Origin of the sequence: Enterococcus sp. AZ128, from assembly GCF_051714485.1 — a bacterium.
Classification (GTDB): Bacteria; Bacillota; Bacilli; order Lactobacillales; family Enterococcaceae; genus Enterococcus_A.
In genome coordinates this window covers 449,278-471,461 of the sequence record NZ_JBIORZ010000003.1, presented here as the reverse complement: position 1 = coordinate 471,461, position 22,184 = coordinate 449,278, and the positions used below count along the sequence as shown (strand labels likewise).

At 38.0% G+C, this 22,184-nt stretch carries 20 protein-coding genes; 12 read left to right on the top strand and 8 right to left on the bottom strand.

Annotation, left to right across the window (positions count from 1 at the left end; all coding sequences use genetic code 11):
• Positions 1-75 precede the first annotated feature (75 nt).
• On the bottom strand, positions 76-966 hold the full coding sequence (locus IGI38_RS21080; RefSeq protein ID WP_438733878.1) for a LysR family transcriptional regulator: 891 nt from the start codon (positions 964-966) through the stop codon (positions 76-78).
• 148 nt (positions 967-1,114) lie between these two features.
• Between IGI38_RS21080 and IGI38_RS21075 the strand changes: the two genes are divergently transcribed.
• From IGI38_RS21075 to aroD, 3 genes are all read left to right on the top strand, one after another.
• Positions 1,115-2,323, top strand: a complete 1,209-nt coding sequence (locus IGI38_RS21075; RefSeq protein WP_438733877.1) for an MFS transporter — start codon at positions 1,115-1,117, stop codon at positions 2,321-2,323.
• A 173-nt stretch (positions 2,324-2,496) separates the two neighbouring features.
• Entirely contained in the window at positions 2,497-3,375 is an 879-nt protein-coding gene (locus tag IGI38_RS21070; protein ID WP_438733876.1) for a shikimate dehydrogenase, read from the top strand.
• 10 nt (positions 3,376-3,385) lie between these two features.
• Positions 3,386-4,141 (top strand): type I 3-dehydroquinate dehydratase, encoded by a 756-nt coding sequence (aroD, locus tag IGI38_RS21065; protein WP_438733875.1) that lies wholly within the window; start codon positions 3,386-3,388, stop codon positions 4,139-4,141.
• Positions 4,142-4,311: 170 nt separating this feature from the next.
• Here the strand turns inward: aroD and mnmG are convergent, their stop codons facing one another.
• The 7 genes from mnmG to IGI38_RS21030 all read right to left on the bottom strand — a co-directional run bounded on the left by mnmG (position 4,312) and on the right by IGI38_RS21030 (position 11,230).
• A complete protein-coding gene (gene mnmG, locus IGI38_RS21060) occupies positions 4,312-6,213 on the bottom strand; it encodes a tRNA uridine-5-carboxymethylaminomethyl(34) synthesis enzyme MnmG (RefSeq protein WP_438733874.1) in 1,902 nt (633 codons plus the stop codon).
• Positions 6,214-6,228: 15 nt separating this feature from the next.
• Positions 6,229-7,626, bottom strand: a complete 1,398-nt coding sequence (gene mnmE, locus IGI38_RS21055; protein ID WP_438733873.1) for a tRNA uridine-5-carboxymethylaminomethyl(34) synthesis GTPase MnmE — start codon at positions 7,624-7,626, stop codon at positions 6,229-6,231.
• Positions 7,627-7,844: 218 nt separating this feature from the next.
• The gene (gene jag / locus IGI38_RS21050) at positions 7,845-8,591 is read right to left on the bottom strand and encodes an RNA-binding cell elongation regulator Jag/EloR (protein ID WP_438733872.1); all 747 of its coding nucleotides are present in this window, start codon (positions 8,589-8,591) and stop codon (positions 7,845-7,847) included.
• A 115-nt stretch (positions 8,592-8,706) separates the two neighbouring features.
• Positions 8,707-9,528, bottom strand: coding sequence for a YidC/Oxa1 family membrane protein insertase (locus tag IGI38_RS21045; protein WP_438733871.1), 822 nt, complete (start codon positions 9,526-9,528; stop codon positions 8,707-8,709).
• Positions 9,529-9,545: 17 nt separating this feature from the next.
• Entirely contained in the window at positions 9,546-9,881 is a 336-nt protein-coding gene (gene rnpA / locus IGI38_RS21040) for a ribonuclease P protein component (protein WP_438733869.1), read from the bottom strand.
• Positions 9,882-10,018: 137 nt separating this feature from the next.
• The gene (rpmH, locus tag IGI38_RS21035; protein ID WP_006703104.1) at positions 10,019-10,153 is read right to left on the bottom strand and encodes a 50S ribosomal protein L34; all 135 of its coding nucleotides are present in this window, start codon (positions 10,151-10,153) and stop codon (positions 10,019-10,021) included.
• 129 nt (positions 10,154-10,282) lie between these two features.
• Complete coding sequence (locus tag IGI38_RS21030) at positions 10,283-11,230, bottom strand: IS30 family transposase (RefSeq protein WP_438725454.1); 948 nt, start codon at positions 11,228-11,230, stop codon at positions 10,283-10,285.
• A 720-nt stretch (positions 11,231-11,950) separates the two neighbouring features.
• On the opposite strand from IGI38_RS21030, the gene dnaA reads away from it, so the two are divergent.
• The 9 genes from dnaA to rpsR all read left to right on the top strand — a co-directional run bounded on the left by dnaA (position 11,951) and on the right by rpsR (position 22,122).
• Complete coding sequence (dnaA, locus tag IGI38_RS21025; protein ID WP_438733868.1) at positions 11,951-13,276, top strand: chromosomal replication initiator protein DnaA; 1,326 nt, start codon at positions 11,951-11,953, stop codon at positions 13,274-13,276.
• Positions 13,277-13,546: 270 nt separating this feature from the next.
• Positions 13,547-14,677: a DNA polymerase III subunit beta gene (gene dnaN, locus IGI38_RS21020; RefSeq protein WP_438733867.1), complete on the top strand. Its 1,131-nt coding sequence runs from the start codon at positions 13,547-13,549 to the stop codon at positions 14,675-14,677.
• A 234-nt stretch (positions 14,678-14,911) separates the two neighbouring features.
• On the top strand, positions 14,912-15,154 hold the full coding sequence (yaaA, locus tag IGI38_RS21015) for a S4 domain-containing protein YaaA (RefSeq protein ID WP_438733866.1): 243 nt from the start codon (positions 14,912-14,914) through the stop codon (positions 15,152-15,154).
• Positions 15,141-16,259: a DNA replication/repair protein RecF gene (gene recF / locus IGI38_RS21010; protein ID WP_438733865.1), complete on the top strand. Its 1,119-nt coding sequence runs from the start codon at positions 15,141-15,143 to the stop codon at positions 16,257-16,259. The genes yaaA and recF overlap by 14 nt, the downstream gene beginning before the upstream one ends.
• A complete protein-coding gene (gene gyrB / locus IGI38_RS21005) occupies positions 16,260-18,209 on the top strand; it encodes a DNA topoisomerase (ATP-hydrolyzing) subunit B (protein ID WP_438733864.1) in 1,950 nt (649 codons plus the stop codon).
• Positions 18,210-18,321: 112 nt separating this feature from the next.
• Complete coding sequence (gyrA, locus tag IGI38_RS21000; RefSeq protein ID WP_438733900.1) at positions 18,322-20,820, top strand: DNA gyrase subunit A; 2,499 nt, start codon at positions 18,322-18,324, stop codon at positions 20,818-20,820.
• Between the two features lie 179 nt (positions 20,821-20,999).
• Entirely contained in the window at positions 21,000-21,302 is a 303-nt protein-coding gene (gene rpsF / locus IGI38_RS20995) for a 30S ribosomal protein S6 (RefSeq protein ID WP_010742561.1), read from the top strand.
• Between the two features lie 44 nt (positions 21,303-21,346).
• Entirely contained in the window at positions 21,347-21,865 is a 519-nt protein-coding gene (gene ssb / locus IGI38_RS20990) for a single-stranded DNA-binding protein (RefSeq protein ID WP_438733862.1), read from the top strand.
• A 23-nt stretch (positions 21,866-21,888) separates the two neighbouring features.
• Positions 21,889-22,122 (top strand): 30S ribosomal protein S18, encoded by a 234-nt coding sequence (gene rpsR, locus IGI38_RS20985; RefSeq protein ID WP_010742563.1) that lies wholly within the window; start codon positions 21,889-21,891, stop codon positions 22,120-22,122.
• The last annotated feature ends 62 nt before the right edge of the window (positions 22,123-22,184 follow it).

The window sequence follows — 22,184 nt, the reverse complement described above, 5'->3', positions numbered from 1 at the left end:
CTATTCTCTACTTTAACTTATTATTGCTATACATGCAATGGTTTAACTATGTTTCACACTGAGATTAAGAAAGCTTTAATCCCATTTTTTATTGGTATTTTCTAAACAAAAATCATAGAATTTTTTTAAAACCGGAATTTCTAAATTATTTTTCTTCACGGCCAAATAAATATTTCGATCCTCTAAGGCATCCGTTATCGTCAATTTTTTTACAGGAAAAGAACTAATCGATGGGATATTTGGCATAATTGCTATCCCATAGTTTTGTCCAACAAAACCTAAAATACTATGATCTTCTTCAAGTTCACAAACAATGTTCAAGTCTAATTTTAAATTTTTAATTTGTTGATCTAAGTATGGTCGTAAGCCACTTTGCTTACTATAATAAACATATGGATACTGAATCGTCTCTCTCAAAGAGATAGTATTGTGTTTTGCCAATGGATGCTCCAATGGGACTACCACTACCATCTCTTCCTGTGTTAAAATTTGATAAATTAATTCAGAATCACTACTCACTTTAGAACAAATCCCAATATCTATACGATCATCAAGCAGCATTTGAATAATTTGGTTAGAGTTGCCTTGTTGAAATTCAAAATTAATTTTTTGATAACCTTTCTGATGAAAAGATTGTGTCAATTTTGGTGCTAAATTAGCTCCCATCGTAAAGATGAAGCCGAATTGAATCTCACCAGAATCAGGATCAACCATCTCCTGTAACTTTCGTTGACCTTTTTCGATTTCAGCCAGTGCCGGGGCAACATATTCATAAAAAATTCGTCCATGGCGAGTTAATTGAATATTTCGTCCTTTTTTTTCAAACAGCGTTACCCCGATCTCTTGTTCTAGCATTGTCATCGCATGGCTAATATTTGGTTGAGAAGTATTGGATTCTTTAGCTGTTTGTGTCATATGTTCTGTTTGAGCTAACGTCACAAAAAATTCTAATTGTCTCAAATTCATTTCATCACCCCATTTATTAAAAAGTATTTATTTATTTGATAAATAGAGTTTATCAATTTTATCGATATAAATCATTAGTTTTCATAATAAAATTGCGTTACTATGTGGGTGACTTCAAGTGAAATAAATCACATGAAAGGAATTTCCTATGAAAAAAGAAAACTACCGCCTTTTAATTTCTAGTTTATATTTCAATTATATTTTCCAAGGAATGGCCGCGATTATTTTATCTCAAAATATGGCAAATCTGAAAATCCATTGGCAGGCTACCACCGCTCAAGTTACATTGGTCATGAGCGCTATCGGTTTGGGAAGGATTTTAAGTTTATATTTCTCTGGTTACTTTTCAGACAAATTTGGACGCAAAAAAACCGTCTTAATAGCTATTGTTTCTTATATGATTTTCTTTTGCGGAATGCTTTTGACTTCAAATTATCAAGTAGCATTTTTCTTAGCGATGTTTGGCGGTATCAGTAATGCCTTTCTAGATACTAGTACATATCCTACATTAGTTGAGGCTTACCCCGATGAGCGAATAAATAGTTCATTGAGTGTGTTGAACAAAGCTTTTATCTCGCTGGGACAATTCGTACTTCCATTTATTACGCGTTACTTGTTACAACAGGATCTATTTTTTGGCTGGCCCTTCTTCTTATGTGCACTATGTTTATTAATTAATATGTTTTATTTGCTATTTGCCCGTTTTCCAAAATCGAAAACGATCGTTAAAAAGGACACAGAGGTTACAAAAACTGGCATATCTAAAAATCGAGGGAAATTTAAAATAGACGGTATTGCCTTATTAATTTTTTCCTTCGTCTCAGTCTCACTTTTCAACATTTTTATTTTATGGATTCCCCAATATGCTGAAAGTATGCAGGTTGTTTCTCATGAAAATAGTCTGATTTTTGTCAGCCTATACAGTACAGGTTCATTTATCTCGGTATTCTTTACTTCTGGTATAGTAAAAAAAGGAATCAACATCCCAAAATTCATCAGTTTTTGTCTTTTAATCTCAGGAATGTCGTTGCTTTTGATGCTCATTTATCCTAGTTTTATGACTGTTGTTATCGCAGCCATCAGTATCGGGATTTTTGCGGCTGGGGGAATTTGGCAATTGGGATTAGCTTTAATGCTAGAACTTTTTCCTAAAAAGAAAGGCAAATGTACCAGTTACTATTCACTAGCTACTTCAGTCTCTATCATGGTTACACCATATATTACCGGTGTGCTTAGTGAACAAGGGATTTCTTATGTTTTTTGGTTCGTCATTCTGTTAAATATCATTGGCTTACTAGCTTCACTTGTCATTGTTCATCGTTACAATAAATTAATAAAACGACTAGTTTTGGGCTAGTCGTTTTATTAATTCACTTTATTGATTTCATTAATATAAAACATTAGTTTTTTATCGAATTAAATTCTAAAATAGATGTTACTACTTGTGATTTAATTCATAATAAGAAAAAATCAGAAAACGCTTTGATTGAAAATTGTTGAACAAATAAATTTGAAAAGAGGACTTCATCAATGACTGAACGACTTACTGGACACACATTGTTAATTAGCCTGATTGCAACACCTATTCGCCATAGCATGTCGCCTACGATGCACAATGAAGCTTTTACTAAGCTAGGACTTGATTACGCCTACTTGGCATTTGAGGTTGGTAATGATGAGTTAAAAGATACGATTCAAGGCATTCGTGCTTTGGGTATCCGCGGTTCGAATGTTTCAATGCCTAATAAGCAAGCTATTATTCCGTATCTAGATGAAGTATCACCTGAAGCTACTTTGATTGGTGCCGTAAATACGGTTACTAATCTTGACGGTAAAGGATATCTTGTAGGGTACAATACCGATGGCATAGGTGCAATTGAAGCATTAAAAGATGAAGGGGTCGAAGTGAAAGACCAAATTATTACTTTAACAGGAGCCGGTGGTGCAGGTACAGCTATCGCAATCCAAGCTGCTTTTGACGGTGCGAAAGAACTGCGAATCTTTAATATTAATGATGGCGTTTTTGCAAACGCTAAAGAAACAGCTCGAAAAATTAACGAAAATACAGATTGTCGAGCAACCGTTACTGACCTAGCAGATCCGGTGGCTTTCAAAAATTCTATTTCAGAAAGCAGTATTTATATTGATGCTACTGGTGTTGGAATGAAACCATTAGAAGATATGAGTTTAATCACGGATCCAGCCTTAATCCGTTCGGATTTAGTAGTTTTTGATGTTGTTTATTCACCTCGCGAAACAAAATTATTGAAATTCGCTAAAGAACATGGTGCAGTAAAAACTATAAACGGATTAGGTATGATGTTATACCAAGGCGCCGCTGCCTTTAAATTATTTACTGGAGAAGACATGCCGGTAAGCTATATTAAAGAGCTTCTATTTAAAGATTAGGGGGAATAAAATGAAAACAGTAACTATTGATCAAGTCACGATTGGTGAAGGGGTGCCAAAAATCATTGTCCCAATAGTGGGCAAGACTAAGGAAGAATTATTGTCAGAGGTCGAAACAATCCAGACATTAGATTGTGATTTAGTAGAATGGCGAATTGACTTTTTTGAAAATGTTCAAGATCCACAAGCCGTCGCAACATTGTCTCATAATCTAAAAACTGTTTTAGAGAAACCCTTACTTATCACTTTCCGTACGAAAAAGGAAGGTGGAGTTTGTGATCTTTCTGATAACGACTACTTCAACCTTTATAAAGTAATCATTACTGAGGGAAATTTAGATTTATTAGATATTGAGTTATTCATGCCCGAAAAAAAAGTCGCTGAAACAATTGATCTAGCTCATCGAAACGGGATTAAAATTATCATGTGTAACCACGATTTCGATAAAACTCCGGAAAAAGAGGAGATCGTCACTCGCCTACAAGCTATGCAAAACAAAGGTGCAGATATCTGCAAGATTGCTGTGATGCCGCAATCTTCTTCCGATGTGTTAACTTTATTAGATGCTACACGCGAGATGCATGAAGTTTACGCTAATGTTCCATTAATTACAATGTCGATGGGGGCCTTGGGAATGACTAGCCGCATCTCAGGTCAAGTCTTCGGTTCTGCAGCGACTTTCGGTTCTGCTGGAACTGCTTCTGCACCAGGACAAGTTCCTGTTGATGAATTGCGTAAAATGTTGGCAACACTGGAATTGAATTAAAAGAGTTTGTTTATGATTGACTCTAACTAATGGTCACTACTGTTCATGGAAACATAATTTGTATCTGAACGTATTAAAAGAGGACACCCCTTAGCGCAATGTAAGGAGTGTCCTCTTATCCCTATATTTATCTGTTCCTTTATGATAGATAAATATAGATTAGCCAAAATTTATATTGTTTCACTGTCTACCTTCGCAATTTTCCCTTGTTCTACGTACACCATTAAAATACTGATGTCTGCGGGATTTACACCACTGATACGACTAGCTTGGGCAATTGTTTCTGGTTGAATTTTTTGTAATTTTTGTTTTGCTTCTGTGGCTAAGCCATTGATGGCTTCATAGTCGATTCGTTCTGGAATGCGTTTGGCTTCCATTCGTTTCAATTTTTCTACTTTTTCCATCGCTTTTTTGATATAACCTTCATACTTAATTTGAATCTCTACTTGTTCTACTTCTTTTTCCGTCAGTTCATCATTTACAGGAATGAATTGCAGCAATTCTTGATATGAGATTTCTGGTCGCTTCAAGAAATCATTGGCTAAAACGCCATCCTTCAATTCTGCACTATTCTTAGCTCGTAGGAAGCTTTGAACTGCTTCGTTAGGTTTTATGCGAATAGATTGTAAGCGAGCCATTTCCGCTTCGATATGCGCTTTCTTGATTAAATACGCTTGATAGCTGTCTTCTTCAACTAATCCAATTTCGTATCCGATCTCCGTTAAACGCAAATCCGCATTATCATGACGTAATATTAACCGATATTCTGCTCTTGATGTCAATAACCGATAAGGTTCATTGGTTCCTTTAGTCACTAAATCATCAATCATAACTCCTATATATCCATCGCTGCGTTTCATAATGAACGGTTCTTTTTCTTGAATTTTTAACGCTGCATTGATTCCAGCCATTAACCCTTGGCCGGCCGCCTCTTCATAGCCACTAGTTCCATTTGTTTGACCAGCTGTGTAAAGATTTTCAATTACTTTTGTTTCAAGTGTCGGCCGTAATTGATGGGGAGCCACCATATCGTATTCGATTGCATACCCTGTTCGCATCATCTCTGCATTTTCCAGACCTTCAATTGAATGTAAGACATCATTTTGCACATCTTCTGGTAGTGATGTTGATAAACCTTGAACATATACTTCTTCCGTATGTCGCCCTTCCGGTTCTAAGAACAATTGATGACGTTCTTTGTCTGCAAATCGTACAATCTTATCTTCGATCGATGGACAGTAACGTGCACCTACTCCGTCGACGATACCAGTAAACATTGGTGCACGATGTAGATTATTTTGAATAATTTCATGGCTTTTTGGATTCGTATAAGTCAACCAACAAGGAATTTGTTCTTGTAAGTACTGACTATCAGGTGTTTGATAACTAAAATGATTCGGTTTTTCATCGCCAGGTTGAATCTCGGCTTTACTGTAGTCAATCGACCCTGACTTCACTCGTGGTGGCGTACCAGTTTTGAAACGATGAATTTCTAGTCCTAATTCATGTAAATGATCTGCTAACTTGACGGATGGTTGTGAATTATTCGGACCGGATGAATATTTTAATTCACCAATAATAATCTCACCACGTAATGCTGTACCAGCAGTGATGATTACTGCTTTAGCCGAATAAATGGCTCCAGTTGAAGTCACAACGCCTTTACAAATACCATCTTCAACGACTAATCGATCGACTACTCCTTGTTTCAAGGTTAATTTTTCTTCTTTTTCAATCGTATGTTTCATTTCTTCTGCATAAGCATGCTTATCTGCTTGTGCCCGCAATGCGCGTACTGCAGGACCCTTACCTGTATTCAACATCCGCATTTGAATATATGTTTTATCAATATTGCGTCCCATCTCACCGCCAAGTGCGTCAATTTCTCGCACAACGACTCCTTTAGCCGGACCACCAATCGATGGGTTACACGGCATAAATGCCACCATATCTAAATTGATTGTAATCAATAATGTCTTTTGGCCCATCCGTGCTGCCGCTAGCGCTGCCTCAGAACCAGCATGTCCTGCTCCTACAACAACTACATCATAACTTCCTGCTTGATATTCCATGTAGCAACTCCCTCTTTATTTTCCTAAACAAAATTGGCTAAATAATTGTGTAATCAACTCATCTTGCACACTATCGCCAACAATTTCTCCTAAATAATCCCAACAACGAGTCATATCTATCTGAACTAGATCAACCGGCATACCAGCCATAATACCATTTCGAACTTCACTCAACGAGTGTCCTGCTTTTTCAAGTAATGCAATATGACGAGTATTTGATACGTAGGTCGCATCTTTTTCACCCGTTTGACCTCCAAAAAAGAGTTTGGCGATTGCTTCTTCTAACTGATCTAAGCCAGCTTTTTCCAAAACCGAAATCGCAAAAATTTCATCGTCACTCAAATAGGTTGCTAGTTCTTTTTGTGATAACTTACTTGGTAAATCTATCTTATTAAGTAAAACAATCCGTTTCAATCCTTGCGTCGCCGTTAATAGCTCTCTATCCTCTGCAGTTAAGGTTTCACTTTGATTCAAGACCAATAAAATCAAATCTGCTTCGCTTAATGCTTTACGACTACGCTCCACACCGATCCGTTCTACAACATCATCAGTTTCTCGAATTCCTGCAGTATCAATCAGTTTCAACGGTACTCCTCGAACGTTAACATATTCTTCAATCACATCACGCGTGGTTCCTGCAATCTCTGTTACAATTGCTTTTTCCTCATGAAGCAAATAATTCAATAAGCTTGATTTTCCAACATTTGGACGACCGATGATCGCAGTACTTAACCCTTCCCGCAAGATTTTCCCTTGTTTTGCATTCAATAGTAACGCATCTATTTGCTGCCCTACTTGTTGCGCTTTTTCTAATAGTAATTGTGTAGTCAATTCTTCCACATCATCGTATTCCGGATAGTCGATATTTACTTCAACTTGAGCCAACGTTGCTAAAATTTCTTGACGTAATTGGCGAATCAAATGAGATAAGTTACCATCTAATTGATTGATAGCAATGTTCATTGCGCGATCCGTTTTTGCTCGAATCAGGTCCATTACAGCTTCTGCTTGAGATAAATCAACTCGACCATTTAAAAATGCCCTTTTGGTAAATTCACCTGGTTCGGCTAATCGTGCTCCTGAACGTAAAATAAGTTGCAATAATTGATTAACGACCACGATCCCACCATGACAATTAATTTCAACGATGTCTTCGCGTGTAAACGTCTTTGGCGCCCGCATCACACTGACCATCACTTCATCAACCACTTGTTGATCGGCTGGATCAACAATGTGTCCATAATGAATCGTATGCGAGGGTGCATCCAATAAACATTTTTTTCCGCTACTATATACACTATCTGCAATTGCTACAGCTTGATCACCACTCAGCCGCACGATGCTAATCGCACCTTCACCCGGTGGTGTTGAAATTGCCGCAATTGTATCAAATTCTAAGGTGATTTCTGTCACTTTTTTTCCTCCTACTAATTTAAGAACATAAAAAAAGTGCCTACTCCACCCCTTGATAAAGGAGTAGATTGAGCACTTTGACTGCTTTTTCTACAAAATTCTGGTGTAAGATTAGCATATTTTTTTTGACAATTCAAGCATCCCCGCTGAAATAGCATCATTTTCTCAAATTTTGATAAAGAAAAAGCTGTACCAATTAGCTAGGCACAGCTTTCTAATTAAAAATATTTTTTCGCTGGTTCAACGACTAAGTAACGATAAGGATCTTCGCCTTCAGAATGAGTTTTTATGTATTCATCCTTACTCAAAGCTGAATGAATCATCTTTCGTTCAAACGCAGGCATTGGCTCTAAAAAGACTGGACGCCCAGTTTCTTTTACTTTCTCTGCAGTTCGTTGTGCTAAACGTGTTAGAACTTCTTCACGTTTTTGACGATAATTACCAACATTTACAACTACCGATAATTTCTCTTTCGCTACGCGATGTAGAAAAACTTGCGCTAAGTACTGCAAAGCATTTAATATCTTTCCGTGTTTACCAATCAGCATACCTTGCTTACTTGTTTCTAAATTCATAACGATCAAGCCATTAGCTTCATGTTGAATTTTCACTAACGCTGGTACAGCCATATCGTTAGTAATATTGGTTAAGTACAGTGCCAACTCTTTGATAGCTTCCTCTTCATCTAGTTCAACTAATGGAGTAGTTGAATCAACGGGGGCTTGCATTTTTTTCTCAATCGTTACATCCATCGTTTTCTCTTCTTTCATCAACTCAGGAGTAACTGTCGATTCTTCTACCTTGATTACTTCAATAGAAACACGTGCATCTTTCTTTCCCATACCCAGAAAACCTTTTTTTGCATCTGATAAAATTTCAATGTTGACGTCTTCTTTTTTCAAATTTAACGCTTGTAACCCTTTTGAAATTGCTTCGTCGATCGTTGGACCTTCATAAACGGACATCTTCTAAACCTCCCTTTTGTAGTTATTCGCCTAAACTTTTCATAATTGTATAGTCGATTCCGGTATCCTGTCCCACTTAATTACATGTGAATGTTTACAAAGAAAACTAATATTCCTATTTTTTCCGTTTTTTCTTCGGATGTTTCGCTTTTTCAAGCGCTCGTTCTCTTTCACGAATCTGCCGAGCTGCTTCTTCTCTTTCTCGACGGATCTTAAACGGATTATTGATCAATAATGTTTGAACGACTTGGAATGCGTTGGAAATAACCCAATACAAGGACAAACCACTCGCTAAGTTCAAAGCCATAACAAAAATCATAACCGGCATTGCAAAGTTCATTATTTTTAGTGAGGCATTAGACTCCAGTTGGCTCATACTTGATAAATAGCTGCTTGCAAAAGTAAATATTGCCGCAAGAATCGGTAAAATAAAGTAAGGGTCAGATTGGCTCAAGTTCAACCATAAGAAATGCCCTGAACGTAACTCAGGAATTCGTAAGATTGCTTGATACAAGGCCATCATAACCGGCATTTGAACTAAAAGCGGCAAACAACCTGCGTAAGGGCTCACATTATTTTCTGCATAAAGCTTTTTGGTTTCTTCCTGTAGCTTTTGTTGTGTTTCTTGATCACGAGAGCTATATTTTGCTTGTAATGCTTTGATCTTTGGTTGTAATTCTTGCGTTTTGCGCATGCTTTTGGTTTGAAAATGCATCAATGGCATCAAAATGATTCTTATTATAATAGTAAATAGAATAATCCCAACCCCAACGTTACCAAAAGCCAACCCTTTGATCGCTTGACCGAAGTAAAAAACTACATATCGATCCCATACACCGGTACTGTGTGCACTGACTTCTCCTGTCCCACAGGCAGATAATAAGAAGACAAGGCTCAGCAATCCTGTCATCAATAATATTTTTTTATATTTCTTCACCTAAATTTGTTTCCTTCCTAACTTAATATTTTGGCTAATTTTAAAACATGTATAAGATTCGATCGCATTTCATCATGAGGCAGATCTTTCGTTGTTGGTCGTGCAATCACGATAAAGTCTATTGGTGGAAATTCAGGTTTCAATTCTTGCAATACTGCTCTAATTTGGCGTTTAACTTGATTTCGTGCAACTGCATTTCCAACTTTTTTACCGACTGATAAGCCTACTCGAAAATGTTTTTGACCAGAAGGCTCTAGACGATACACTACGAACTTTCGATTCGCAAAAGAAACACCTTCTTGAAATACCTTTTGAAATTCCCGTTCTTTTTTGACCCGATACTTTTTCTTCATCTAGTTTCCTTCGTTTCTTTTAAATCTATACCTGACAATAATACCATACTTCAAAATAAGGAATCATCCTTATTTGTCAGAAAAATTCCTTAAGAATCTTATTTTAGATACAAAAAAAACCACTGACCGGCAGTGGCTTAAGCAGCAAGTACTTTTCTTCCTTTACGACGACGGCTTGCTAATACACGACGGCCGTTTTTAGTGCTCATACGTTTACGGAATCCATGAACTTTTTGACGTTTACGTTTATTTGGTTGATAAGTTCTTTTCATTTTAAATACACCTCCATAGCTAACTTTACATAGACATACCCAAATATTATAACGACACCTCCCCTACTTTGTCAATCAAGAAATGAAAAAGGCTGATGAATCCCTTTTTATTTTTAGTTTGCTGAATTGTCAAATTAATTGCAACATTTCTTCTTGAAAGACTTCCCAACAATTTTTCCAGTTCAATGTTTTTTTAGGACGCATATTTATCTTGCGTAATGCTTCCTGTTTCTCCGTAGGGGGTACCTTTGAAAAATCAGTTCCCTTAGGGAAGAATTCTCTAAATAAACCATTCCCATTTTCGTTAGATCCGCGTTGCCATGGGGAGTATGGATCACAAAAATACATAGGTACGTCTAAATCTTTCTCAATTTCTTTCCAGCAAGAAAACTCTTTCCCACGGTCGACCGTAAAGCTTAAAAATGCCTTGTGACTCCCTAGGTCTTGCACAAAAGCTTTAATCGCTTGTGCCATTGACTTCGCGGTACGATCCCTCATTGAGATCGCCCAATAAAAGCGTGTTTTCCGTTCAATAAACGTTGCTTCGCAGGCTTTGCTTTCCCCTCTGCTAGAAACAACTGTGTCCAACTCCCAATGTCCAAATTCTTCTCGAGTTGACACAGAAGCTGGGCGTTCATCAATGGTATGCCCTACAGTCATTTTGCCTCGTGCCTCTTCTTGTTTTTCTTGTCTTCTGCCTTTATGTCTCAGACACTGTTTAGACACATTAAGAATACCGGCATAGAGCCAATTGTAAATGGTTTTGAATGAAACTATTTGACGATCATTCGCAATTTGTTCAGGGGACCAGCTGTCTTCAAGATCACATTCAATCTGATAAGCGAATTCAGAAGTCCATTTGGACTTCGCACCACAGGCACTGCGCTTCATTTCCGCATCTAATTGCGCATTGTCGGCATTATAGATCAAATCTTCGGGTACTCGTTTCAACTCACGATCAATCGTTGTTCGGCTAACACCAATTCTGTCCGCTATTTCTTGAATACTCTTGGCATCATAAATCATCGTCTCTATACATTTTCGATTATCTCGTGTAAGCTTTTTGTGTGAACCCATCAAAATCACTCCTAGTAGTTTGTTATCCTAAACTCATTTTACTAGAAATTTTTGATGGGTTCTTTGTTGCGATTAATATTACAATTCAGCGTTTTAAAAAAATTTTCGACTTCAAACAAGACAGCTCAATAATCTAAATTCCATAAATCTAACTCTGAAATAAATTTTATTGATTTATCCTTCATCTCTCTATTTATCATTGTAGTTTCTAACTTCTTTAGAACTATTTTTATTCTAGTTAGTTTCCGCAATGAAAAATTCTAAGCGTTTTAACAATTCATCGTCTTTTTGTTTCTTTTAATTTTACATATGAAAATCTTATCCACAAAATCTGGGGATAAACTCTCCGTATCTGTGCAAAACATTTTTCTTCAAAAAAACTTGCATAGAATTTTCAAATGAGTTTTGCACAATAATTTATGTTTTTGACAACTTGTCCACAAGGTGGATAAGTTGTGTTAATAACTACAATTATCCCTTAGTTCACAAGATGTCTTTTTTCTATTTCTGTGAATTTTTCAGTGGAAAAACTATTCTCTCCACATTTCATTTCTTAAGTGTGGATATTGTTTTGCATATACGTGGATACCTTTTTTGTATTTTTATACATTTTGTGGAAAAATAAAGTTGTTACTATTTCTGTTCTGGTTGTGGAAAACTTTTTAAAAAAATGATAAAGTAAATCTATCTGAATTTTATTAATAATAGGAGGCGACTTATTTGACCTCATTGGACAATTTCTGGCAGGAATTGAAGGACAGCTACAAAAATGACCTCAATCCTGCCAGTTATGATGCTTGGGTAGGCACAGCTAAACCTTTAGCTTTAACAAATAATCAATTAACGATAGAAGTCACGAGTGATTTGCATAAACGCTATTGGGAGAAACATTTAGCCGCAAAAATTGTCGAAATCGGTTTTAAAGTGACAGGGGATGAGATCATGCCTCTTTTCGTGACGCCCGATGAAGCACCGCCCGTAAGTATTGTAGAAAAGGAAGAACCGCCTAAAGTCGAAACAACAAAGCGTGCCATGCTCAATCCTAAATATACTTTTGACACATTTGTTATCGGAAAAGGCAACCAGATGGCTCATGCTGCAGCTTTAGTTGTAGCGGAAGAACCAGGATCAATTTATAATCCACTCTTCTTTTATGGCGGAGTTGGGTTAGGGAAGACTCACTTGATGCACGCGATCGGTCATCAAATGTTGGTAATTAATCCCCATGCAAAAGTTAAATACGTTTCTAGTGAAACGTTTGCAAATGATTTTATCAATTCCATCAAAAACAAAACCTCGGAAGAATTTCGACAAGAATATCGCAAAGTTGACTTATTACTCGTCGATGATATTCAATTTTTTGCTGATAAAGAAGCAACTCAAGAAGAGTTTTTCCATACTTTTGAGAACTTATATAATGATAATAAGCAAATCGTACTAACCAGTGACCGTCTGCCAAATGAGATTCCTAAATTGCAAGAACGCTTAGTCTCCAGATTTGCTTGGGGCTTATCAGTAGACATCACACCGCCGGATTTAGAGACTCGAACCGCAATTTTGCGAAAAAAAGCTCAGGCAGAGAACCTTGAGATTCCGGATGATACTTTAAGCTATATCGCTGGACAAATTGATTCGAATATCCGTGAATTGGAAGGGGCTTTGGTCCGAGTTCAAGCTTTCGCTACGATGAATAGTGCTGATATTACTACCAGTATTGCAGCAGACGCTTTAAAGAGTCTAAAAGGGACCAGTAATACACAGCTTTCCATCAGCAAAATTCAAGATGAGGTCGCGAAATTTTATCATATTCAAGTAAAAGATCTTAAAGGTAAAAAACGGGTTAAAACAATCGTTGTTCCCCGTCAAATAGCCATGTATCTATCCCGTGAAATGACCGAAAATTCTTTACCAAAAATCGGCGCTGAATTTGGTGGTAAGGATCATACAACTGTCATCCATGCTCATGAGAAGATACGTCAGTTAATAAAGAAAGACAGCAGCTTTCAACAAGAAATTGCGGAAATTAAAAACTTGTTGCTTGGTTAGCTTGTGGAAAAAAGAAAAAGAAAAGCTGTTTTTATCCACACCTTATCCACAAGTGGAAAACTTATTAAACCAATGTTCGATCCTTTTTTTCCACATGATTAACAGGACCTACTACTTTTATTACTTAAATTACTTAAATAAATAAAAAGAAAACAGCCTATTTGCAACAGATGAAATTAAACATAACGATTTTATCAAAATACGACACTAGTCATTGATAGATTTAATCTTCTAAAAGAAAACAAATAAAAATGAAAAAGGAGTTCCATTATGAAATTTACGATTAATCGTGCCCGCTTCATTCAAGAATTACAAACTGTTCAACGTGCTATTTCAACGAAAACCACTATTCCAATTTTAACTGGTGTAAAAATTGAGTTAAATAATGAAGGTCTGAACTTAACAGGTAGTAATGCTGATATCTCAATTGAGACCTTTTTAGCTGCGTCTGATGAAAAAGCGGAATTACAAATTACTGATCCTGGAACGATTGTTTTACAAGCTCGTTTTTTCAGTGAAATTATTCGTCGTTTACCAGAAACGACCTTTACTTTAGAGGTTCAAGAAAATTATCAAGTATTAATTACTTCTGGCGCCGCCCATTTTACTGTCAACGGATTGGATGCAGATAATTATCCACATTTGCCTGTCGTGGAAGAACAAAACCAATTAAAATTACCTGTCCACATGTTGACAAAACTAATTAGTGAGACAGTTTTCTCGGTTTCTCAACATGAAAGCCGTCCAATCTTAACAGGGGTTCACTTTACAATGTCCGATGGGAAATTATTAGCCGTTGCTACTGACTCTCATCGCTTGAGTCAGCGAGTGGTACCTGTAGAAAATGCAAATAAGGATTTTGATATCGTTATCCCAGGTAAGAGTCTAGTTGAACTATCACGTTCGTTATCTGATGAAGAAGCAGAAGTTGAAATCAGCATCATGGAGAACCAGGTACTATTTAAAACACCTACGATGTATTTCTATTCCCGTTTACTTGAAGGGAATTATCCAGATACTAACCGATTGATCCCAACAAGCTTCAATACGGAGATTACTTTTTCGGTTCCAACATTATTATCGGCAATTGAACGGGCATCTTTACTTTCGCATGAAGGCCGTAATAACATTGTTCGTCTAGCCATTGCGGATAATTCCATTATTCTTTATGGAAATTCACCAGAAATAGGTAAAGTAGAAGAAGAATTAGTCTATGAAAAAGTCAGCGGGGATCCGTTAGAAATTTCATTTAACCCTGATTATATGAAAGATGCTTTACGTGCTTTTGGGGATATGAGTATTAAAATTCAGTTTATTTCAGCGATTCGTCCATTTACTTTAGAACCAAGTGAAGGGGATGTTTCCTTTATTCAATTGATTACACCAGTACGAACAAACTAAAGAAAGTCAGCGGGTTTCACAAGTTTTTTGAAAAACATGAAAAAATAATGTAAAAAACAAAATTCCGGTAAAAGGTCTTAAAATCGATTTTAAGACCTTTTATTTTTTTTTGAGTGAATTAATTAGAATGGCTTAGAACTTCTTAAATCGAAAAATACAACGAGTTAATTTGTTTTATCTATTAAAAAAGGGTATAATGAAGAGGTGTTTCTAGCATGAAAATGAGGGATGAATGTGAAACAAAAAATTTTTTTAGAAACAGAGTTCATGACACTTGGTCAGTTATTGAAAGAGATCAATTTAATCTCTAGCGGTGGACAAGCCAAGTGGTTTCTAGCAGAAGAAACAGTATTTGTAGATGGTGAGTTGGAAAACCGCCGCGGCCGAAAGCTCTATCCAGGGATGATGATCGAGATTCCTGAGGTAGGAACTTTTTTTATGGTCAAAAATAAGGGAAAACAAGATGCGGCTGAATAAGCTTGAGTTAAGAAATTATCGAAACTATCAAGAATTAATCTTGGAATTTCCCAATCGTTTGAATGTTTTTTTAGGAGAGAACGCTCAAGGAAAAACAAATCTTTTGGAAAGTATTTATGTTTTAGCTTTGACTCGCAGCCATCGAACCAGCAGTGAACAAGAATTAATCGGATGGCAGGATGATTTTGCTCAGATTAAAGGGCGGATCGAACGTGGAACTAGTGAGCTGGAATTGGAACTGCTGCTGACTAAAAAAGGCCGTAAATCCAAAGTTAATCATATTGAGCAAAAGAAATTGAGTAGCTATATTGGTCAATTGAATGTCATTTTATTTGCGCCAGAGGATCTTTCCTTAGTGAAAGGGAGCCCGCAAATGCGACGACGTTTTATCGATATGGAGCTGGGACAGATTAATCCGGTCTATCTCTATGATTTAGCACAGTATCAGCAAACATTGAAGCAGCGAAATCTTTATCTAAAACAATTATCCGAAAAAAAGCAGACCGATGAGATTTATCTAGACATACTGACTGAACAATTAGTTGACTTCGGCAGTAAGGTCTTAGCAAATCGTTTGCAGTTTGTTAAAAAACTGGAGCATTGGTCTAATGATCTTCACGGTAAGATTACAAACCAAAAAGAGGAATTGGCAATTGAGTATGACGCTAGTCTTCCATTAGAAAGTGAGACTGTTGAAGAGATCCGCAACGTTTTTATGAGTGAATTACAAAGAAATCGAAAGCGGGAAATTTTCAAGGGGAATACATTTTTAGGCCCTCATCGTGATGATCTGATCTTTAAGGTTAATCAACAAAATGTGCAAACCTATGGGTCGCAAGGGCAGCAACGAACGACTGCATTAAGCGTCAAATTAGCAGAGATTGATTTGATGAAAGAAGAAACAGGAGAATATCCGATTTTGCTTTTAGATGACGTCATGAGCGAGCTTGATGACAGCCGTCAAATCCATTTATTGGAGACGATCGAAAATAAAGTACAGACATTTTTGACAACGACGACATTAAATCATGTAAAAGGTAAAATGACGGTCCATCCGGATATTTTTTATGTCCATCAAGGACAGATAGAAAGGAAAGAGACGTAAATGACAGAAGAGGAAAAGAGTTTACTAGAACGGGCTCAAGAGTACGATGCTAGTCAGATTCAGGTACTAGAAGGATTAGAGGCTGTTCGAAAACGTCCAGGGATGTATATTGGATCGACCAGTACGGAGGGATTACACCACCTTGTATGGGAAATCGTGGATAATTCCATTGATGAAGCGTTAGCTGGATTTGCTTCGCATATCCACGTGGTGATTGAAGAAGATAATAGTATCACAGTCAGCGATGACGGTCGGGGAATTCCGGTAGATATCCAAGCGAAGACAGGTCGTCCAGCACTAGAGACGGTTTATACAATCCTTCATGCGGGTGGAAAATTCGGCGGCGGCGGATATAAAGTATCCGGCGGACTTCACGGTGTGGGGGCTTCTGTTGTTAATGCGTTGTCATCTTCTTTAGATGTTCGTGTTTTCAAAAACGGAAAAATTTATTTCCAAGAGTACCGTCGCGGTGCTGTAGTAGATGATCTAAAAGTGATTGGTGAAACGGAGCAACATGGGACAACAGTTCATTTTATTCCAGACACTGAGATTTTTACAGAATCCACAGTCTTCAATTTTGATAAATTAGCGACCCGTGTGCGAGAATTGGCTTTCTTAAATCGTGGCTTAAAAATTTCTATCGAAGACAAACGGGAAGAAAAGCCTGTTCTAAGAGAGTATCATTACGAAGGCGGTATAAAAAGCTATGTGGAACATTTAAATCATAGTAAAGCTGTTATCTTTGAAGAACCTGTTTATGTGGAAGGTGAGCAACAAGATATTATCGTGGAAGTTGCTATGCAGTATACAGACGGCTACCACACCAATATTTTGAGTTTCGCTAATAATATTCATACGTATGAAGGCGGTACCCATGAGTTTGGTTTTAAAACAGCTCTGACACGTGTGATCAATGATTATGCGCGTAAACAAAAAATCATGAAAGATAATGACGAAAATCTTTCTGGTGAAGATGTGCGGGAAGGTTTAACCGCTGTTATCTCTATCAAGCATCCAGAACCACAGTTTGAAGGACAGACTAAAACAAAACTTGGCAACTCGGAAGTTCGGACAGTTACGGATCGTTTGTTCTCTGAGAATTTCTTGAAGTTCTTGATGGAGAATCCTTCTGTAGGGCGTCGGATCGTGGAAAAAGGAATGTTGGCTGCTAAGGCTCGTTTGGCCGCTAAGCGTGCTCGTGAAGTAACCCGCCGTAAAGGTGCCTTAGAAATCAGTAACTTACCAGGGAAACTAGCCGATTGTTCAAGTAATGATCCAGAAAAATGCGAATTATTTATCGTCGAAGGAGATTCCGCCGGTGGTTCAGCTAAACAAGGTCGGAGTCGTGAATTCCAAGCAATCTTGCCAATTCGCGGGAAAATCTTGAATGTAGAAAAAGCATCGATGGATAAAATCTTAGCTAATGAAGAGATTCGTTCATTGTTTACAGCGATGGGGACCGGTTTTGGCGCAGACTTTGATGTAGCAAAAGCTCGTTACCATAAATTAGTTATTATGACCGATGCCGATGTCGATGGTGCACATATTCGGACATTGTTATTAACTTTGTTTTACCGTTATATGCGTCCAATCGTGGAAGCTGGTTATGTTTATATCGCTCAACCGCCGTTGTATGGTATCAAGCAGGGTAAGAACATCACTTATATCCAACCAGGTAAAAAAGCCGAAGAGGAGTTAGCTCAAAAAATGGCGGAATTGCCAGCTTCACCAAAGCCAAACGTTCAACGTTACAAAGGTCTTGGTGAAATGGATGATCATCAATTGTGGGAGACAACGATGGACCCAGAAAATCGTTTGATGCTGCGTGTCAGTGTTGACGACGCGATCGAAGCCGACCAAGTCTTTGAAACGTTGATGGGAGACCGCGTTGAACCGCGTCGTGCGTTTATTGAAGAAAATGCACATTACGTTAAGAATTTGGACATTTAGTGGATATCTCAATTCTCTTCGTGTTTTAGCGTAAAGAGAGAAATGATATACGTGGTGAGGATCAGATTTATTTTTAAGAAAAATAAATTCATTAACACGAACTAGGAGGATCATTTTGGAAGATCGGAAAGAAAATATACAAGACGTCAATCTAACCAGTGAAATGCAGGACTCCTTCATTGATTATGCAATGAGCGTTATTGTGGCACGAGCTTTACCAGACGTGCGGGACGGCTTGAAACCCGTTCACCGTCGAATTTTATATGGAATGAATGAACTAGGGGTTACCCCAGATAAGCCGCATAAAAAATCTGCTCGTATTGTTGGGGATGTAATGGGTAAGTACCATCCACACGGAGACAGTGCGATTTATGAATCTATGGTACGGATGGCCCAAAGCTTCAGTTACCGCAATATGTTAGTCGATGGGCATGGAAACTTTGGTTCTGTCGATGGTGATGGAGCTGCGGCGATGCGTTATACCGAAGCCCGTTTAAGCAAAATCGCAATGGAAATGTTGCGCGACATCAACAAAGACACCGTAAATTTCCACGGAAACTACGATGATAGTGAGCAGGAACCAGACGTATTACCTGCGCGCTTCCCGAACTTGTTGGTAAATGGAGCAACTGGGATCGCTGTTGGTATGGCAACGAATATCCCGCCGCACAATTTACGAGAAGTGACGGCCGGAATTGAATTGCTGATGGAAAATCCTGAAGCTACAACACAAGATTTGTTGGAAGTGATTCCGGGACCAGACTTCCCAACTGGCGGTTTAGTCATGGGGAAATCAGGTATACGTCGTGCGTATGAGACCGGAAAAGGTTCGATTACTGTTCGAGCGAAAATTGAGATTGAAGAACAGAAAAACGGTAAGGAACGAATTCTTGTTACTGAATTGCCGTACATGGTCAACAAAGCGAAACTGATTGAACGTATTTCTGAATTACACCGTGATAAACGGATAGAAGGAATTACTGACTTACGTGATGAATCTTCACGTGAAGGTATGCGAATCGTTATCGAAGTACGCCGTGATGTTAGTGCATCAGTCATTTTGAACAATTTATACAAGATGACATCTTTGCAAACGTCTTTCAGTTTTAACATGTTGGCAATCGAAAATGGTGTTCCACGGATTTTGAATTTAAAGCAAATCCTGGAAAACTATATCGAACACCAAAAAGATGTTATTACTCGTCGGACGATTTTCGACAAGAAAAAGGCGGAAGCAAGAGCTCATATCTTGGAAGGTCTGCGCATCGCGCTAGATCATATCGATGAAATCATTGCAACGATCCGTAGTTCAGCTTCAGATGATATCGCGAAGGCGACTTTGATCGAACGATTTGAATTATCTGATCGACAAGCGCAAGCAATCTTAGATATGCGTCTACGCCGTTTAACGGGCTTAGAACGCGAGAAAATCGAAAATGAATATCAAGAGCTACTAAAGACAATCAGTGACCTAGAAGACATTTTAGCGCGTCCTGAGCGTGTGTTAGAAATCATCCGCACTGAATTAGCAGAAATTGCCAATAAATTTGGGGATGATCGTCGTACTGAATTATTAATCGGCGAGGTATTGAGCCTCGAAGATGAAGATCTGATTGAAGAAGAAGATATCGTTATTACTTTAACAAATAACGGTTATATCAAGCGTGTGGCGTCGACAGAATTCCGTGCACAACGCCGTGGTGGTCGCGGTGTTCAAGGAATGGGGATTCATGATGATGATTTTGTGAAAACTTTAATCTCTTGTTCGACGCATGACACCTTGTTATTCTTTACGAATAGCGGTCGAGTTTATCGAGCAAAAGGTTATGAGGTACCTGAATACGGTCGAACAGCCAAAGGTATTCCAATCATCAATTTACTTGGTATTGATTCAAATGAAACGATCCAAGCGGTCATTTCCGTCAATGGACAAGCAGAAGATGGTCATTTCCTATTCTTTGTTACGAAAAAAGGAACAGTCAAACGGACAACTGTCACTGCTTTTTCAAATATTCGCGCTAATGGGTTGATTGCGATTGGCTTGCGCGAAGGGGATGAATTGGTAAACGTAATGTCGACAGAAGGAGACAAAACAATTATCATAGGTACTCACAATGGCTATTCCGTAACCTTTAAGGAAGCGGCTGTCCGAGATATGGGTCGAACAGCGAGCGGTGTTCGTGGGATTCGCTTGCGTGATGAGGACTACGTGATAGGATCTGCTGTACTAAACGAAGACCAAGAAGTTTTAGTCATTACCGAAAAGGGATACGGCAAACGGACAAAAGCGACTGAGTATCCAATTAAAGGCCGCGGCGGTAAGGGAATCAAGACGGCCAATGTCAAAGAAAAGAATGGTCCATTAGCTGGGTTGACCACTGTTAATGGGAATGAGGACATTCTTCTGATCACGGATAAGGGAGTTATTATCCGTTTCAATGTTGGCGGTGTATCTCAAACAGGTCGTGCGACATTAGGTGTTCGCCTAATGAAAATGGAAGAAAACACGAAAGTTGTTACCATGGCAATCGTTGACCAAGAAGAGGAAGACATAGAGACAATCGAGAATTCTGAAGTTATTGAAGAAACCTCTGATGAAACTGAAGAATAAAATAGTAGAAGGCTGGGAGCAATCCCAGTCTTTTTTCGTAACTTAAAGTAAAGAAACATTTGATTTTTGTAGGACGATTATGTATAATGAATATTTGTGAGTAGTCTATATATTTTTAGATAACTCTCCTTGCTCTTAAAAAATTAAGAGCCTTATAGTCCATAGGGAGGTGAAAATCAATGAGTCAAAACACGAAGTATGAAATCACATACATCATTCGTCCGAACATTGATGAAGAAGCAAAAACTGCTTTAGTAGAACGTTTCGATACAATCTTGAAAGATAATGGAGCAGAAATTATCGATTCAAAAGATTGGGAAAAACGCCGTTTCGCTTACGAAATGAACGGATTCCGTGAAGGCATCTACCATATCGTCAATGCAACTGCGCCAACAACAGCTAGCGCAGTTAACGAATTCGATCGTCTTGCAAAAATCAACGACGATATTATTCGTCACATGATCGTTAAGATTGAAGAATAATTGTTTCACGTGAAACAATTGACGAGAAGGGAGCTGGCTTTACTTTGATTAATAATGTTGTACTAGTAGGTCGTTTAACAAAGGATCCTGATTTACGTTATACTGCGAATGGTACAGGTGTTGCAACGTTTACTTTAGCTGTAAATCGTAATTTTACGAATCAAAGCGGGAATCGCGAAGCAGACTTTATCAATTGTGTGATTTGGCGGAAATCAGCTGAAACTTTAGCTAATTATGCGCGTAAGGGAACTCTTTTAGGTGTGACTGGCCGTATCCAGACAAGAAATTATGAAAATCAGCAAGGACAACGTGTCTATGTGACTGAAGTCGTTGCTGAAAACTTCCAATTATTGGAATCTCGTACTGCAAGTGAGCAACGCCAACAGAACCCAAGTTCTGATTCTGGCGATAGCTTCCAAAGCCAAGGCGGGGGAAATAATTTTAACAACAATTATAATCAATCCTCTCAGTCAGCTAAGAACACTATGCCTGACTTCGATCGAGATTCAGATCCATTTAGTGGATCCTCAATCGACATTTCAGATGATGATTTACCATTCTAACAATTGAATAGGAGGGAAACGGAATGGCACAACAAAGAAGAGGTCGCAAACGTCGTAAAGTAGACTATATTGCTGCTAATCATATCGAGTATATCGATTATAAAGATATCGAATTACTAAAACGTTTCATCAGTGAACGTGGTAAAATTTTACCTCGTCGTGTAACTGGAACAAGTGCTAAAAATCAACGTAAACTAACGATCGCTATCAAACGCGCACGTATTATGGGATTATTAGCATTCGTTTCTGAAGAATAAAATGTGATTTTAAAAGAGACTTCAGACTTGAAGTCTCTTTTTTGTGTTTCACGTGAAACATT

Bases quoted from the DNA above. Each gene is read 5' to 3' on its own strand.
- gyrB (WP_438733864.1), top strand. From the start codon at position 16,260: ATGACAGAAGAGGAAAAGAGTTTACTAGAACGGGCTCAAGAGTACGAT.
- rpmH (WP_006703104.1), bottom strand. From the start codon at position 10,153: ATGAAAAGAACTTATCAACCAAATAAACGTAAACGTCAAAAAGTTCAT.
- aroD (WP_438733875.1), top strand. From the start codon at position 3,386: ATGAAAACAGTAACTATTGATCAAGTCACGATTGGTGAAGGGGTGCCA.
- rpsR (WP_010742563.1), top strand. From the start codon at position 21,889: ATGGCACAACAAAGAAGAGGTCGCAAACGTCGTAAAGTAGACTATATT.
- jag (WP_438733872.1), bottom strand. From the start codon at position 8,591: ATGTCCGTTTATGAAGGTCCAACGATCGACGAAGCAATTTCAAAAGGG.
- IGI38_RS21070 (WP_438733876.1), top strand. From the start codon at position 2,497: ATGACTGAACGACTTACTGGACACACATTGTTAATTAGCCTGATTGCA.
- rnpA (WP_438733869.1), bottom strand. From the start codon at position 9,881: ATGAAGAAAAAGTATCGGGTCAAAAAAGAACGGGAATTTCAAAAGGTA.
- IGI38_RS21080 (WP_438733878.1), bottom strand. From the start codon at position 966: ATGAATTTGAGACAATTAGAATTTTTTGTGACGTTAGCTCAAACAGAA.
- IGI38_RS21030 (WP_438725454.1), bottom strand. From the start codon at position 11,230: ATGGGTTCACACAAAAAGCTTACACGAGATAATCGAAAATGTATAGAG.
- rpsF (WP_010742561.1), top strand. From the start codon at position 21,000: ATGAGTCAAAACACGAAGTATGAAATCACATACATCATTCGTCCGAAC.
- recF (WP_438733865.1), top strand. From the start codon at position 15,141: ATGCGGCTGAATAAGCTTGAGTTAAGAAATTATCGAAACTATCAAGAA.
- IGI38_RS21075 (WP_438733877.1), top strand. From the start codon at position 1,115: ATGAAAAAAGAAAACTACCGCCTTTTAATTTCTAGTTTATATTTCAAT.
- mnmG (WP_438733874.1), bottom strand. From the start codon at position 6,213: ATGGAATATCAAGCAGGAAGTTATGATGTAGTTGTTGTAGGAGCAGGA.
- dnaN (WP_438733867.1), top strand. From the start codon at position 13,547: ATGAAATTTACGATTAATCGTGCCCGCTTCATTCAAGAATTACAAACT.